The sequence below is a fragment of the Sulfitobacter undariae genome (assembly GCF_014196805.1).
In the GTDB taxonomy this organism is placed as follows: domain Bacteria; phylum Pseudomonadota; class Alphaproteobacteria; order Rhodobacterales; family Rhodobacteraceae; genus Sulfitobacter; species Sulfitobacter undariae.
Map to the genome: position 1 here is coordinate 1 of NZ_JACIEI010000021.1, position 14,028 is coordinate 14,028.

General features: G+C 56.1%; 10 protein-coding genes and 1 pseudogene. 6 read left to right on the top strand and 5 right to left on the bottom strand.

The features are described 5' to 3' along the window. Positions 1–183: 183 nt before the first annotated feature. The 3 genes from GGR95_RS17295 to GGR95_RS17305 all read right to left on the bottom strand — a co-directional run bounded on the left by GGR95_RS17295 (position 184) and on the right by GGR95_RS17305 (position 2,526). The gene (locus GGR95_RS17295; RefSeq protein WP_184568075.1) at positions 184–627 is read right to left on the bottom strand and encodes a hypothetical protein; all 444 of its coding nucleotides are present in this window, start codon (positions 625–627) and stop codon (positions 184–186) included. A 395-nt stretch (positions 628–1,022) separates the two neighbouring features. After that, positions 1,023–1,655, bottom strand: a complete 633-nt coding sequence (gene scpB, locus GGR95_RS17300; RefSeq protein ID WP_184568077.1) for an SMC-Scp complex subunit ScpB — start codon at positions 1,653–1,655, stop codon at positions 1,023–1,025. A 1-nt stretch (position 1,656) separates the two neighbouring features. Then, the gene (locus tag GGR95_RS17305; RefSeq protein ID WP_246423436.1) at positions 1,657–2,526 is read right to left on the bottom strand and encodes a DUF1403 family protein; all 870 of its coding nucleotides are present in this window, start codon (positions 2,524–2,526) and stop codon (positions 1,657–1,659) included. A gap of 411 nt (positions 2,527–2,937) precedes the next feature. Between GGR95_RS17305 and glmS the strand changes: the two genes are divergently transcribed. From glmS to GGR95_RS17330, 5 genes are all read left to right on the top strand, one after another. After that, on the top strand, positions 2,938–4,782 hold the full coding sequence (gene glmS / locus GGR95_RS17310; RefSeq protein ID WP_184568081.1) for a glutamine--fructose-6-phosphate transaminase (isomerizing): 1,845 nt from the start codon (positions 2,938–2,940) through the stop codon (positions 4,780–4,782). Positions 4,783–4,834: 52 nt separating this feature from the next. Next, positions 4,835–6,172 (top strand): phosphoglucosamine mutase, encoded by a 1,338-nt coding sequence (gene glmM / locus GGR95_RS17315; protein WP_184568083.1) that lies wholly within the window; start codon positions 4,835–4,837, stop codon positions 6,170–6,172. 20 nt (positions 6,173–6,192) lie between these two features. Then, the gene (locus GGR95_RS17320) at positions 6,193–7,242 is read left to right on the top strand and encodes a site-specific integrase (protein ID WP_184568085.1); all 1,050 of its coding nucleotides are present in this window, start codon (positions 6,193–6,195) and stop codon (positions 7,240–7,242) included. A 145-nt stretch (positions 7,243–7,387) separates the two neighbouring features. Beyond that, the gene (locus tag GGR95_RS17325) at positions 7,388–8,872 is read left to right on the top strand and encodes a phosphomannomutase/phosphoglucomutase (protein ID WP_184568087.1); all 1,485 of its coding nucleotides are present in this window, start codon (positions 7,388–7,390) and stop codon (positions 8,870–8,872) included. Positions 8,873–8,906: 34 nt separating this feature from the next. After that, positions 8,907–10,073, top strand: a complete 1,167-nt coding sequence (locus tag GGR95_RS17330; protein ID WP_184568089.1) for a nucleotide sugar dehydrogenase — start codon at positions 8,907–8,909, stop codon at positions 10,071–10,073. A 2-nt stretch (positions 10,074–10,075) separates the two neighbouring features. On the opposite strand, the gene GGR95_RS17335 is transcribed toward GGR95_RS17330, so the two are convergent. Together GGR95_RS17335 and GGR95_RS17340 are read right to left on the bottom strand one after the other, a co-directional pair. Continuing rightward, on the bottom strand, positions 10,076–11,128 hold the full coding sequence (locus GGR95_RS17335) for a calcium-binding protein (protein ID WP_221385000.1): 1,053 nt from the start codon (positions 11,126–11,128) through the stop codon (positions 10,076–10,078). 151 nt (positions 11,129–11,279) lie between these two features. Next, positions 11,280–12,680: a calcium-binding protein gene (locus tag GGR95_RS17340; protein WP_221385002.1), complete on the bottom strand. Its 1,401-nt coding sequence runs from the start codon at positions 12,678–12,680 to the stop codon at positions 11,280–11,282. Between the two features lie 172 nt (positions 12,681–12,852). Here GGR95_RS17340 and glf point away from each other — a divergent pair. Then, positions 12,853–13,989: pseudogene (gene glf, locus GGR95_RS17345) on the top strand (UDP-galactopyranose mutase); the annotation flags it as partial. Positions 13,990–14,028: the final 39 nt, after the last annotated feature.

The following is a 14,028-nucleotide window of genomic DNA, read 5'->3' on the forward strand; positions in this document are numbered from 1 at the left end:
AGCGCTCCATGGAGAAACTCCCTTATAATCCATCTGTCAGGGCTGAATCTCAGATCAGGGGCTCACAAGGAAGGTGGGGTGGGCGCACCGCTTACTGACGAAGAGTGCTTGGTCGCGGATATGATCGAGTTGACACGCCAGTACGGTCGATATGGCATCAAGATGCTGTTCATTGCGCAGGTGTCACGTCATTTGACGCACACCGTAAAACGGGGTTTCTAAGAACTGCCTATCGATCCGGAAGCTGACTTGGGTCATGACCCGGCGCTCGTACTGATAGAACAGTTGCAGATAATTTTTCTGGGCAACGACTTTGCAGACCTGCACATAGTACGACATTGTCGTCTCGATGCGCTTGTGACCGAGCACCTCTTGCACCAGCCCCATCGCACTGGGACCCATGTCCAGAATGGCCTTGCCCGCGATATGGCGCATGACTTGCAAGTCTATCCGCAGCTGACAGTATTTCCACATATGCTGGCGGAACCTCAGGCAAAGCTTGTCTTTGCTCATATAGCCAAAGACCGGCCGGTAGACGGCAATGTAGCGCTGCAGCATCCGGACGGTTTCGGTATCGATGGACACATAGACCGCCCGTAGGTTTTTAAGCTCGGCAGCAGGCAGCATCAATGTACCCTCCCCCGCCCCAATCGGCAGGCTCCCGAGGAATCGGCGCCCGCGCTGGTGATGTGACCGGAATTCAGGACGATAGGGAAACCGTACGCGACCTTGCGCCGTCCTCAAACTACTACATCCGCGCAACAAATGTGACGCCTGAGCAGATCAAATCTATCTTCCACGCAATCGATTTCACCGAAACCCGCAAGAAATCTGTCGCTGTCCCTTCTGTCTCCAAGCCAGAGTTGGTCGCGTTATATCACGATCAGAAAGTGCTGACGGTTCAAAGCGAAGCCGCTAAAGAGGTTACGTATCCGAAGATCACCGAAACTAACCTTATGCAGGGTTTGGGCGCCGATCAGTTTCAATTCAAGGATCACAAGCCCTATCAGCCTATGGCATCTTCAGCGCGATGCCCCAGCAATTACCCCGTCAAACTCACTCATAGGGTGACCCATTCCCGCATCTTCCAACTGCTCGCGATCCGGCAAGTCCCGCAGGCTCTCCAACGCGAAGGCCACCAGAAACCGTTCGGTTGTGACAAACGTATAGGGCGCGCCGCGAAGGGGGCTGCGGGGGCCAGTGGCGATCAGGTCTTGGGCGTTGAGCCGTCCGATCAGATTGCGGCTGACTTCCTTGCCGAAGATGTCTTTCAGCCCGTCGCGGGTAATCGGTTGGTGATAGGCAATGGCGGCCAGCACCGCGGTTTCGAATTCATTCAGGTCGAGACCCTGATCGCCCACATCCGCCGCCGCCCGGATCGCAGGGGCATAGGCAGGCCGGGTTTGCAGCATCCATCCATCGACGACATGGACCACCGCATAGGGTCGGTCAGCCAGATCGGAGATAAGATCCTCTATAAGCAGATCAACGGACACCCCCTGCCCCACAACCCGCGCCAGATCCGCGCGCGGCACAGGCGATGCGCTGGCGAACAGCACTGCCTCGATCCGCCGCATCCACTCCCGCCAGCGCAGCTCGGGCGGCAGGTCGGCGAGGGCGCGGTCCAGATCGGCGGCGGGTTGGTGTTTTGCCATGTCAGACCCCGTAGAGGCGGAAACTGTCCCGCCCCGTCAATTCTCGCACCGCATCCAAGCTTACCAGCCGGGAGCAGAGCCGCCGCGCCGCCCGATCCGGCAAAGGCAATGCCGACGGGGTCACCGCATCACGGGTCAAAAACATCTCCACCGCCGCCCCGGCCCCCTTGGCGCGCAGCTCGGGGGTCACAGCGTGAAGCCACGCGGCGCGGCGAGCCAGATCGCTCGCCATCCGCGTCGCCTCGATTGCCGACGCCACGACCGCGTGGTGACAGGCCAACTGCAGATCATCACCGGTCTTGCGCAGATCGCGCCGGGTCAGCCCGCCCCCCAGCAGCGGCACCATATACTTCCACCCCAAAGCCTGCGCCAGCGCTGTGTCCGCCAGAATAAGCGCCACATGCTCCGCGCGCGGATGATCCGACAACACGGCCTCAAGCACAGCCTGCGCCCGCACCACGGGGCTGCCTTGCCCCGCACCCCGCAGATCGTGCTTATCTGGCCGGTGGCACTGGTCGAGCCAGACCGCGAGCTCGGGCGCAGAATAGGATGGCAAGGCACGCTGCAGCGCCTTGAGCGAAACCGGCCGTTCAGCTGCCTGCCGCCAGTACTGATAGAGCTCCCCCGCCGGCCCGGGCAGATCGCCGGGCCGCAGCAAATGGACCGCATCGCGCAGGTCTGCAGCCCGCTCTGGCCGTCCGGACAGGACCACACTTGCCTCTGCTGCACGCAAGGCCAGACGTTCTCTCAACAAGCTCTGAGGGACGTCCCCGCTCCCCAACACAAGATGCAGGTAGCCGAGCGCCGCACCCAATAAAAACGTCACACCTTCAAGGGTTTCACTCCGGTCAACGGTGACCCAAGATGGCATTCGAGGTAGTGTAATCTTATCAGGATCAGGATTTGAGCGTGCTGGCTTCATGTCTGAAGGCTAACGCGTTGCGGCGCTTAGCGCCAGTAAATATGTTCATAACCGCCTCGCATTGCACGATCCAATTATGTCCAATAAGTTTCCATTATCGGACATATGATATTCCTGGAAGGACGGCAGCAAAAACCACTCCAAAAACAGACATATCCACGCATGACATGAGAAACATCAACAAGATCAGCCCCGCGTTTAAAATGAACCCTGACTATTCGCTCAGGAATACAATGTGTAACATCAGGTGATGGGGCGGGTGTCTTGGCAAGGTGTTCCAATTAAGTTAAATGCTTTTCTTATTTAAAGTGGGTCCAGACGCGTATCTGGACACTCTATTTTACAAAGAGGCAGGGTATTATGTGCGGCATCGTAGGTATTGTTGGAAAACATCAGGCAGCTCCGATCCTTGTCGATGGGTTGCGGCGGTTGGAATACCGCGGATATGACAGCGCGGGCATCGCCACAGTAGACGCAAGCACGGGTGCTGGCAGGTTGGACCGCCGCCGCGCTTTGGGCAAACTGGTCAATCTGGCTGATCTTCTGGTGCATGAGCCGCTGACAGGAACCAGTGGCATCGGCCACACCCGTTGGGCCACACATGGGGCCGCCACCACCGTCAACGCCCACCCGCATGCGCGCGGGCGCGTCGCTGTGGTGCACAACGGGATTATTGAGAACTATCGCAGCCTGCGCGAAGAACTGGCCGCACATCAGATTGTGCCCGAAACCCAGACCGATACAGAAACAGTAGCAATGCTGTGTAACTGGTTCCTTGATCAGGGGCACAGCGCCGAAGAGGCCGCCAAAGCGACCATCGCCAAACTAGAGGGCGCTTATGCGCTGGCCTTTCTGTTTGAGGGCCAGGTCGATCTGATGATTGCCGCGCGCAAAGGATCACCTTTGGCCGTAGGCTGGGGAGACGGCGAGATGTTCATCGGCTCCGATGCACTGGCGCTGGCCTCGATGACCTCCGAAGTGACCTATCTGGAAGAGGGCGATATCGCCGTTCTGACCCGTGCAGGGGCCACATTCTACACCGCCGAAGGTGAGACGGTTGAGCGCGCGCGCAAAACTGTCGAGATTGACATCAACAGCGTTGATAAAGGCGGCTATAAACATTTTATGGCCAAAGAGATCGCGGAACAGCCGCGTGTGTTGTCGGCGGCGGCAGATTATTATCTGGGGGGCCGTGACACGGCCGATCGCATGGGCCGCGAATTGCTGGAGAGCATTGATTTCAGCAATGTGGATCGTCTGGTGATGGTGGCCTGTGGCACAGCCGCGCTGGCCTGTCACACGGCCAAATACTGGTTTGAACAAATCGCCCGCCTGCCCGTTGAGGTCGATATCGCCTCTGAATACCGCTACCGCGAACCCCCATTGTCAGACCGCACCGTGGCGCTGTTTGTCAGCCAGTCTGGCGAAACCGCCGATACGCTGGCTGCCTTGCGGTATTGTGCCGGCAAGGCCCGTAAGATCGTGTCCGTGGTCAATGTGGCGACATCCTCCATTGCGCGCGAAAGTGATGTGGCCTTGCCCATTTTGGCAGGCACTGAAATCGGTGTGGCCTCAACCAAGGCTTTCACCTGCCAGTTGACGGTACTGGCCACTATGGCGATCACAGCCGCACGGCAGCGCGGCCATCTGGACGCCGCCGCCGAGACCAAGCTATGCGAGCAGTTGATGGCGGTGCCACGTCTGGTGGGGCAGGCGTTGACCTGTGAGGAAGAAGTCAAGAAGATCGCCAGCCATTTGGGCCATGTCAGCGACGCGCTGTTTTTGGGGCGTGGTGCAATGTATCCACTGGCGCTGGAAGGCGCGCTGAAGCTCAAAGAAATTTCATATATCCACGCTGAAGGCTACGCGAGCGGCGAGCTCAAGCACGGACCAATTGCTTTGGTCGATGACAAACTGCCTGTGGTTGTTCTTGCACCCAGCGATGCGCTGTTTGATAAATCAGTCTCTAACATGCAAGAAGTCATGGCGCGCGGCGGCAAGATCATCATGGTCAGCGATCAGGCGGGTCTGAGCGAGGGCGGTGAAGGCGTTTGGAAAACGATCGAAATGCCCACCATCGAAGGCCCATTTGCCGCGATCACCTATGCCGTGCCGATGCAATTGCTATCTTATCATACAGCAATTGAAAAAGGTACGGATGTGGACCAGCCGCGCAATCTCGCTAAATCTGTGACCGTGGAATAAGCTCTCCCGAAATACCAAGTTTTTATACCAAGTTTTTTTGAGGAGCGCGATTATGAGCAAGACTTATTTCGGAACCGATGGCATTCGCGGCCGCGCAGGCCACCACCCGATGACCGCAGAATTTGCCGTGCGTCTGGCAATGGCCGTCGGCCGGTATTTTAGCAAAGGCGAAGGCCGCCACCGCGTGGTGATTGGCAAAGACACACGCCGTTCGGGCTATATGTTGGAAAATGCGCTGACAGCCGGGTTTACGGCGGCAGGCATGGACGTGTTTGTGCTGGGCCCGATCCCGACACCGGCTGTCGGGCGCCTGACCCATTCGATGCGCGGCGATCTGGGCGTGATGATATCGGCCAGCCACAATCCCGCTCATGACAACGGGATCAAATTTTTCGGCCCTGACGGCTTTAAGTTATCGGATGAGGCAGAATATGCGATTGAAGCTATTCTGGATACTGGCGGTTTTGCTGAACCTTCAGATGTGATCGGGCGGGTCACACGGCTGAACGGCGGTCAAGGTCGCTATGTAGAATATGCCAAAACCACCCTGCCCCAGCGCGTACGGCTGGACGGCATGAAAATTGTGATCGATTGCGCCAATGGCGCGGCCTATAAAACCGCCCCCGAAACCCTGTGGGAGTTGGGCGCGCAGATCATCCCGCTGGGGGTGAACCCGAACGGGTACAACATCAACGATGGTTGTGGCTCAACCCACCCTGAAATGGCCGGCAAAGCCGTACGTGAACACGGCGCCGATCTGGGGATCTGTCTGGACGGTGATGCCGACCGGATTATCGTGCTGGATGAAACAGGCACCATTGTGGACGGCGATCAGATCATGGCGGTGCTAGCCACCAATTGGGCCCGTGCAGGCCGCCTGAACCATAACACGCTGGTGGCGACACATATGTCCAACCTTGGACTAGAGCGCTATCTGAACACTCAAGGCATTGATCTGCGCCGCACCGGCATTGGAGATCGCTATGTGGTCGAAGAAATGCGCGCAGGCGGCTTCAACATGGGCGGCGAACAATCGGGCCATATCGTGATGACCGATTTTGCCACCACAGGTGACGGCTTGGTAGCGGGGCTGCAATTTCTGGCGGCCCTCAAGGAAAGCGGCGATCCCGCCAGTGTCCTGACCCGCAGCTTTGAGCCCGTGCCGCAACTGTTGGAAAATGTGAAATTCGTTGCAGGCATGGCCCCTCTGGAAATGCCTGCCATTCAGGACGCTATCGCCGATGGCGAAACACGGCTGGCTAAAAATGGCCGTCTGCTGATCCGCAAATCGGGCACCGAGCCTTTGATCCGCGTGATGGGCGAATGCGAAGACGAGGCGCTTCTCAATGAGGTTGTGATGGGGATCGCAGACAAAATTCGCACACTCTAACCTTATGACTAGAGACTAATATGACCTCAAATGATCGCTCATCAACAGGGGAAGACACCCAAGCCATACAGGTGCCTTCCTCTGTTGCCGGGTCAACATCGCTTGACCGTCTTGTGGATACCGCACGCGATTATGCCCACCATGCAACGGCCGAAAATACCAACATGGCTTACCAACATGATTGGCAACATTTCCTTGGCTGGTGCCACAGACGCGGTGCAGATCCACTCCCCCCCTCACCTGATTTGATCGGTCTCTACATTGCCAATTGCGCAAGCCCTGACACCAAGGCCCCTGCCCTTTCGGTATCGACGATAGAACGCCGGCTCTCTGGTCTTGCATGGCATTACCGACACCGCGGTTTTGTGCTGGACCGCAAAAATCCACATATATCAACTGTTCTGGCAGGCATTCGCCGCAAACATGGACGCCCTCCCCTCCAAAAAGAAGCTGTGCTGGCCGAAGACATCAGCGCGATGATTGCAACCTTGCCGCATGATCTACGCGGGCTTCGAGACCGCGCAATTTTATTGATTGGATTTGCCGGAGGGTTCCGCCGCTCCGAAATTGTCGGGCTCGATTTTTGCAAAGATGATACCCCTGACAGCGACGGTTGGATCGAGATCGGAAAAGAAGGCGCCGTGGTATTTGTGCGGGGAAAAACCGGCTGGCGAGAGGTGGAAATCGGACGTGGTTCATCAAAGCGCACATGCCCTATTTATGCTTTGGAGCACTGGTTACACTTTGCCAAAATAGATTTTGGGCCTCTGTTTCGCCGTGTCAGCCGCGACAATAGCCGCATCCTTGAGGCGCGGCTTTCGGATAAGCATGTTGCGCGATTGATCAAACAAACTGTGCTGGCTTCGGACATCCGCAATGATCTCCCCGAAAAAGAACGTCTGGCGCTGTTTTCCGGGCATAGTCTGCGGGCTGGCCTTGCGTCGGGTGCGCATGTTGATGAACGCTATATCCAAAAACAACTGGGCCATGCATCGGTTGAAATGACCCGCCGCTATCAACGCAGCCGAGACCGTTTTCGCGTGAATTTAACCAAAGCCGCGGGGCTGTAATACATAGAATAATGACCTGTTTTTGACAGTAAAAACGCTTCACGACATATTTTAGACGGTTTTGGTCATTAACCTTGCACCACCGTCCATAAATTGAAACTATTTAGTAAACTGATAAAATTATAATAATGGAATACAGAGCATTATGAATAAGCCATTGCCGACCGTCACCCCCAACACTTGGGAATTTTTGCGCGACCCCATGATCGCCCCTACCGGATTTCGCGAGTATGATGCGCGTTGGCAGTATCCAGAAGCCATCAACCTGCCGGGGATCACGGCGTTGGGCATGGGGCTTGGCACGCAGATGCACCTGCGCGGGATTGAACCTGTGATTGCAGTGGGCAATGACTATCGCGACTATTCCCTTTCCATCAAAAACGCACTGATGCTGGGCCTCATGCAGGCGGGCATCCACGTCAAAGACATCGGCCCGGCCCTGTCACCGATGGCGTATTTTGCACAATTCCATCTGGATGCTCCTGCGGTGGCCATGGTCACGGCCTCGCATAACCCCAACGGCTGGACCGGTGTAAAGATGGGCTTTGAGCGCCCGTTGACCCACGGCCCGGACGAGATGAACGAGCTGCGCGATATCGTGCTGAGCGGCAAAGCCGTGGCCTGTGAAGGTGGTAAATACGAATTCGTTGAAGGTGTGCGCGAAGCCTATCTGGATGATCTGGTCGGTGACTTTAAAATGACCCGCAAGCTCAAGGTGGTTTGCGCCACGGGCAACGGCACGGCAGCGGCCTTTGCGCCCGAACTGTTCCGCCGTCTGGGCGTTGAGGTGGTCGAAAGCCACAATGAGCTGGATTACACTTTCCCGCATTACAACCCGAACCCCGAAGCCATGGAAATGCTGCATGACATGTCTGACAGCGTCAAAGCCTCGGGCGCTGATTTTGCGCTGGGATTTGACGGCGACGGCGACCGCTGCGGCGTGGTAGATGATGAGGGCGAAGAAATTTTCGCCGATAAGGTCGGCGTGATCATGGCGCGTGACCTGTCCAAGATTTACCCCAACTCCACCTTTGTGGCGGATGTGAAATCAACAGGGCTTTATGCCTCGGACCCCGAGTTGATCGCCAATGGCGTCACTGCGGATTATTGGAAAACAGGCCACAGCCACATGAAGCGCCGTGTCAAAGAGATTGGCGCGCTGGCGGGTTTCGAGAAATCCGGCCACTATTTTCTGGCCGAGCCGATTGGCCGCGGATACGATTGCGGCATGCGTGTTGCGGTAGAAATCTGCAAGCTGATGGACCGCAACCCGGATATGTCCATGTCCGACCTGCGCCGCGCCTTGCCGCTAACCTATTCCATGCCCACCCTGTCGCCTTATGCGGCGGATGAGGAAAAATACGATATCCTTGCGCGCATCGTTTCCAAGATGGAAAATTTGACCGAATTTGCAGGCCGCAAAGTGGCGCAAGTTGTCACAGTCAACGGCGCACGGGTGATCCTTGATAACGGCAGCTGGGGGCTGGTACGCGCCAGCTCAAACACCCCAAATCTGGTGGTGGTATGCGAAAGTTCCGAATCCGAAGCAGAGCTGCGTGCGATCTTTAAAGCTGTGGATGATGTCATCCGTACCGAACCTGGTGTCGGTGAGTATGACCAGAGTTTTTAACGAGTATGAGCAAACGCTCTAAGAAAGAGTACCCATGAAAATTGCGATCGCAGGCCTCGGCTATGTGGGCCTTTCAAACGCAGTCTTACTGGCACAGCACAACACTGTTGTTGCTGTGGACATCGACAAATCCCGCGTTGATATGATCAACGCGGGCAAAAGCCCCATAGTAGACACTGATATTTCGGATTACCTTGCCAATCGTAAATTGGATTTAAGCGCCACCACCGATAGTGCCGCCGCTTTTTCCGATGCCGATTTCATCATTATCGCGACCCCTACAAATTACGATTCAGATACCAACTATTTTGACACCTCCAGCGTCGAGACCGTTTTGGTGCGGGCGCTTGAGGCCAATGAAGACGCGCAGATTGTGATTAAATCTACGATCCCCGTCGGCTTTACCGAACGGATGCGGTTCGAGCTGGACAGTGACAATATCATATTCAGCCCCGAATTTTTGCGCGAAGGCCGTGCGCTATACGATAACCTGCACCCCAGCCGGATTATTGTCGGCGCCACCACACAGGCAGCCCACCAGTTTGCCGATCTGCTGGTGCAAGGTGCCGTTGCCACAGATATCCCAGTGAAATTCACCGACGCCTCCGAGGCCGAAGCGATCAAGCTGTTTGCCAATACCTACCTTGCCATGCGGGTGGCGTTTTTCAACGAGCTGGACAGCTATGCGATGACGCGCGGCGTGGATAGCCGCCAGATCATCGAGGGCATCAGCCTCGATCCACGCATCGGCAATCATTATAACAATCCGTCTTTCGGCTATGGCGGATACTGCCTGCCCAAAGATACCAAACAGCTGTTGGCCAATTATTCCGAAGTGCCGCAAAACTTGATCCGCGCGATTGTGGATGCCAACCACACCCGCAAGGATTTTCTGGCCGAGCAGATTATTGCCCGCAAACCCAAAATTGTGGGCGTACACCGTCTGGTGATGAAGGCCGGATCGGACAACTTCCGCCAGTCCTCCATTCAAGGGATCATGAAACGGATCAAGGCCAAAGGTGTTGAGGTCATTGTGTTTGAACCGGCGATGACACAAGATCGTTTTTTTAACTCACGGGTGATCCACGATCTGGATGCCTTTAAGGCTGAGGCCGATATCATCATTGCCAACCGCATGACAGACGAGTTGTCAGATGTAACAGACAAGGTCTTCACCCGCGATCTGTTCGGCAGCGATTAAGCTTAGCCCATCCAGAAATGTTCGCTTCCAAGGTCAGAGACATCCACGTCTTTGATCACAATGGTTCCGTTTTTCAGGTGCACATGCACGTCACCCTCATTCTGGGAGAGTTTTAAAGATTTAAAAGAAGACGGCCCGCCTTGGATGCGGATCAGATCCTCTGAAATATTGAAATCTCCGATGATGTCACGGGCCTGCTGACCGAAGAAGAAATGGAACGTATCCTCCCCATCGCCTCCCCAGAAATAATCATTGCCTTCACCTCCCATCAACGTGTCACTGCCGGCACCGCCATTCAGCGTGTCATGCCCCAAGCCCCCGCCCAATAGGTCGTTTCCCTCATTGCCATACAGCCGATCGTTGCCAACATTGCCCCAGACGGAATCATTGCCCTCATTGCCGTAGGCAACGTCATTGTCGACAAACCCGCCTACCGTGTCGTCGCCTATGCCGCCGTAGAGGGTATCATCGCCCCCCCCACCCCAGACCAGATCATTCCCCCCTTCCCCGTACATAATATCCCGCCCCTCTCCGCCGCCCAGCGTATCATCGCCCCATCCGCCCCAACCGCGGTCCTCGCCTTTGTTTCCCCAAACGACATCGTTGCCATCCCCGCCAAAGAAAACATCATCGCCGATATACCCGCCTAATGTGTCATTCCCCGCGCCACCGTATAAAGTGTCATCCCCCACATCGCCCCAGAGACCATCATCTCCAGCGCCCCCAAAGATAATATCATCACCGTCATCGCCATAGAATGTGTCGACACCATTGCCTCCCTCCATGCTGTCATTGCCGTCACCTCCGAAGGCCAGATCATTGCCGTCACCACCAAAGATCGTGTCATTACCTGCATCGCCTTGCAGGCTGTCGTTCCCTGCATGCCCCCAAATCGTGTCATTCCCGCCACCGCCCGCAAGTGTATCATTTTTTCCCGCTCCGGTCAGAAGGTCGGCACCATTGCCCCCCTTCAAAGTAAGACTGACGACAGGGGGTGTCATCTCAACTGGCGGCGTCACCACAACTGGAGGTGTCACGACAACCGGTGGTGTCACGATAACAGGAGGTGTTGGAGGCGGAGGCGGCGCAACGCTGCGCTCCAGAATGGGGATATGGTCCGCCCATTCAAAAGCCCTTCCAAACAAATCTTCCCGTTCAAGCGGCGCGCCGTTTGCTGATTTTATTTCAATCACCGTATCGCGATATTCAATGGAGGCGCCCGAGGCACTTGAGTGCAATGTTAAGTTGGGCCGCAGACCGCAACATAAAGAGAGAAGACAAATCCAGACGATCCGTATCAGGATCAAAATCCTGAATATGGACGGTGCCAACGATATCCCCCACCACAAAAAGGTCAGCTCCTGCGCCCCCATTGAGCTGCGCGCCCGCCGCCCCTTGCAAGATATCATCTCCCGCCCCGCCCCATAGGGTATCGTTTGCCCCTGCGACCAAGAGATCATCGGCATTCCCGCCGCGTATTGTCGCCGCGCCGTCCAAATCTCCGCGCAAGGTTTGGCCCAGTTCCGAGAGATCAATCGTAAAACGGCTAATGCCTTGGTCGACGCTACTGCTCACAAAAATCTGCACCTTGTCGCCCATGACTGCGGTCTCAATCTGACCCACATTCATCAAACCTGTCCCGATCCTGTGCGGAATGCTCTCAAGGTGCAATAAACGCCCGTCGGGCAGCAGGGTGAACAAGCTCAATCCGTCATCCGCCCCGCCGGCGATTATAAACGCACGATCCTCGACCTGAGTGATGGCCACCGACGGAACCCCGCCGAAACGCGTTTCTAACGTGTCCATGACATGGTCCACTGCCTCAAGCTGTCCCGTCGCAGATAAGGACATCACACTTAACGTAGAGGTCCCTGCACTGCCCAGCACCACCCATGTTTTACCAAAGACCGTCAGCGTCTCAAAGCTGGTAGGCGCATGGATTCCCAAGCCTTGTTCGGCCCCAATGCCGTCTGCATAGGTCAGCACCCCGGTTGTGTCATTGATGCGGTAACTGCTGATCCCCTGAGTGGCGGCCTGCGCCGCCAGCAGAAATGGATTGCCCCCTACAACCACTGTTTTAAGGGCCGTAACCCCCTCCAGTACAACAGGGTCCATTGGGCCAGTATCCGCATGCAAATCGCCCGACCCATTCTGGGTATAGCGCAACACCTGTCCGCTATCACGTTCCACACGGTAAAAGACGGCCGCGCCTTCCCCCTCCGAGAGGACATATGCCACGGCCCCGCTGCTGCCACTGCTGCCAACCGTGGATGCGCCCGACGTAATACCACCCTGTGCAGTCAATTCATACTGAACCAGCCCTGTGCTTCTGCCGCCCGCCAGAACAAGGGAGGCCCCAGAGCCACTGGCGACAACATCCATCATGCCCCCTGCGGATGTTCCCTCCCCTTGCAAGAAGATTTGCTGGCCCGCTATCCCCCTAACCGCACCATCCGGCCCCAGTTGATAAGATACCAAACCACCGTTCAGACCTGTCGCGCTGAGCAGAAAGCTCCCGACCCCCAAATGCACGACCTTCAACCCACGAATGTCTGCGTCAAAGGCGATGTCACCCACACTCAGATGTTGTTCATATTCAAAATACACGATCCAGCCCCACCCAGTTCAATTGCTGGGCTGTATCTGGCAGAGCAAAACGTAGGGGGTCGGCCAAAACTCAGGCAAAAAAAGGCCGTTTACCCCTGTTTTACCTCACCTTTTCAGCATAGTTTAATCAGCATTCAGCAGCGCTGCGTATCAGCCCTGCACGCAGCCACCTCAGTGCGGGGCGATGAAAGGCAAAATGATGAATATCTTGATTGTGGGCGCAGGCCTGAGCGGCGCAGTGCTGGGACGTGGCCTGGCGCAAGCGGGCCATAAAATCACCGTCATCGACAGCCGCTCCCATGTGGCAGGCAACTGCCACACCGAGCGCTGCCCGGACACGGGTGTGTTGGTTCATGTGTACGGGCCGCATATTTTCCACACCGATGACGTGCAGGTCTGGGATTATGTAAATGCCCACGCGCATTTTAAACCCTATAAAAATAGCGTCAAAAGCACAGTAGATGGTGCGGTCTATTCGCTTCCTGTAAACCTGCACACCATCAACCAGTTTTTTGGCAAAACCCTGCGCCCCGACGAGGCACGCGCCTTTATTGAACAGACACAGGCCGACACCAGCATCACCGATCCGCAAAGTTTTGAGGAACAGGCGCTGCGCTTTGTCGGGCGGGATTTGTATGAAGCGTTTTTTCAGGGATATACGGAAAAACAATGGGGCTGTGCCCCCAGCGCCCTGCCTGCCTCGATCCTCAAACGTCTGCCCTTGCGGTTTAACTATGACGACAATTATTTTGCCCATAAATTCCAAGGCATGCCCGAACAGGGATATACCGCCATGGTCGAGAGCATCTTGGATCACCCGAACATCGATGTGCATCTGGAAACCCCCTATACCCCTGCCATGGCAGAGAACGCAGACCACCTCATTTGGTCAGGCCCGCTGGATGCCTATTTTGATCACAAGCTGGGGCGTCTGGGATATCGCACTCTGGATTTTGAACGGTTCACCGATACAGGCGATTGGCAAGGCTGCGCTGTGATGAACTATGGCAACCGCGAAGTCCCCTATACACGCATCACCGAGCACAAGCATTTTGCCCCTTGGGAAAGCCATGAGGGCACCGTGTGTTACCGTGAATATGCCCGTGCCTGTGGACCTGATGACATCCCTTATTACCCGATCCGCATGGTCGAGGAAAAAACAATGCTGGGGGAATATGAGGCGCTGGCCGCGCAGACAGAAGGCGTCAGCTTTGTCGGACGTCTGGGGACCTATCGCTATCTGGATATGGATGTGACCATCCGCGAAGCACTGGATCTGCTCCCACAGCTCATAGCGCGCTTTGAATAAGCGTATATTTGCAGACGCGCTGATGCCTAAAAAGGCAAC

Bases quoted from the DNA above. Each gene is read 5' to 3' on its own strand.
- GGR95_RS17295 (WP_184568075.1), bottom strand. From the start codon at position 627: ATGCTGCCTGCTGCCGAGCTTAAAAACCTACGGGCGGTCTATGTGTCC.
- scpB (WP_184568077.1), bottom strand. From the start codon at position 1,655: ATGGCAAAACACCAACCCGCCGCCGATCTGGACCGCGCCCTCGCCGAC.
- GGR95_RS17305 (WP_246423436.1), bottom strand. From the start codon at position 2,526: ATGCCATCTTGGGTCACCGTTGACCGGAGTGAAACCCTTGAAGGTGTG.
- glmS (WP_184568081.1), top strand. From the start codon at position 2,938: ATGTGCGGCATCGTAGGTATTGTTGGAAAACATCAGGCAGCTCCGATC.
- glmM (WP_184568083.1), top strand. From the start codon at position 4,835: ATGAGCAAGACTTATTTCGGAACCGATGGCATTCGCGGCCGCGCAGGC.
- GGR95_RS17320 (WP_184568085.1), top strand. From the start codon at position 6,193: ATGACCTCAAATGATCGCTCATCAACAGGGGAAGACACCCAAGCCATA.
- GGR95_RS17325 (WP_184568087.1), top strand. From the start codon at position 7,388: ATGAATAAGCCATTGCCGACCGTCACCCCCAACACTTGGGAATTTTTG.
- GGR95_RS17330 (WP_184568089.1), top strand. From the start codon at position 8,907: ATGAAAATTGCGATCGCAGGCCTCGGCTATGTGGGCCTTTCAAACGCA.